We start from the raw sequence: 1,197 nt of genomic DNA on the forward strand, positions 1-1,197 counted from the left end.
TAATAATAGTGGTATCATGTGCATTAGTTCAGCATTACCACTATGAATTATTGAACTTAAATGAAATCGATATTGCTTTGTTCGCTGCCAGAGAAATTATCATAGGGCTGTTTATTGCATGCTTATTAGCATCCCCGTTTTGGATTTTCCTTGCTATAGGTAGCTTTATCGATAACCAACGCGGTGCAACATTAAGTAGTACTTTGGATCCGGCTACAGGTGTCGATACCTCGGAATTAGCAAGATTATTTAACCTTTTCTCTGCTGCGGTTTATCTTACTAAAGGTGGAATGAACTTTATTCTGGAAACTCTTTGGCAAAGTTATAATTTATGGCCTTCAGGCAATTTTAATTTTCCTAAATTAGAGCCTTTATTCTCATATATTAATAACATAATGACTCATACTATCGTTTACGCAAGCCCCGTGATTGCCGTTATGCTGGGCGGTGAGGCTGTCCTGGGATTGCTGGCACGTTATGCTTCACAACTAAATGCTTTTGCCATTTCACTGACTGTCAAAAGTGCGCTGGCATTTTTAATATTAATTATTTATTTTGGCCCAATACTGGCTGAACGAGTAATGCCGTTATCCTTTTTCCCAGAACAATTGCAACTATACATTGAGAAATAGAGTGTTTCATGGCCAATAAAACTGAAAAGCCAACACAAAAGAAACTCCAGGATGCTTCTAAAAAAGGGCAAATTCTAAAAAGTAGAGACTTAACCATCTCTGTAATAATGCTTGTGGGTACTTTATATCTCGGATATGTTTTTGATGTGCATCACATTATGTCGATTCTTGAATACATCCTTGATCATAACGCTAAACCAGATATTTGGGACTATTTTAAAGCTATGGGGGTTGGTTGGTTGAAAACGAACATTCCTTTTTTGCTGGTTTGCATGTTCACAACAATACTTGTCTCCTGGTTTCAAAGTAAAAAGCAATTAGCAACTGAAGCTGTTAAATTTAAGCTTGATTCATTGAATCCAGTAAATGGCTTAAAGCGTATATTTGGCTTAAAAACCGTAAAAGAATCTGTTAAAGCAATTCTTTATATTATTTTTTTTGCATTGGCGATCAAAGTATTTTGGAGTAATCATAAATCACTGCTTTTTAAAACTCTTGATGGAGATATCATATCTTTATTATCAGATTGGGGAGAGATGCTATTCCTTCTCATACTGTATTGTCT

Annotated in this window: 2 protein-coding genes; both read left to right on the plus strand. The window is 35.6% G+C overall.

Annotated features, from left to right (window positions below; all coding sequences use genetic code 11):
* Positions 1-8: 8 nt before the first annotated feature.
* Positions 9-632 carry a type III secretion system export apparatus subunit SctT gene (gene sctT / locus RTW80_RS25640; RefSeq protein ID WP_160461991.1) on the plus strand — a complete coding sequence of 208 codons (624 nt, stop codon included), beginning with the start codon at positions 9-11 and terminating at the stop codon, positions 630-632.
* Between the two features lie 8 nt (positions 633-640).
* Positions 641-1,197, plus strand: a 557-nt coding sequence (locus RTW80_RS25645; protein WP_213191281.1) for an EscU/YscU/HrcU family type III secretion system export apparatus switch protein, incomplete at its 3' end; no start/stop codon positions are given.

The sequence above is a fragment of the Escherichia sp. AM3 genome (genome assembly GCF_032029835.1).
Taxonomy (GTDB): Bacteria; Pseudomonadota; Gammaproteobacteria; order Enterobacterales; family Enterobacteriaceae; genus Escherichia; species Escherichia coli.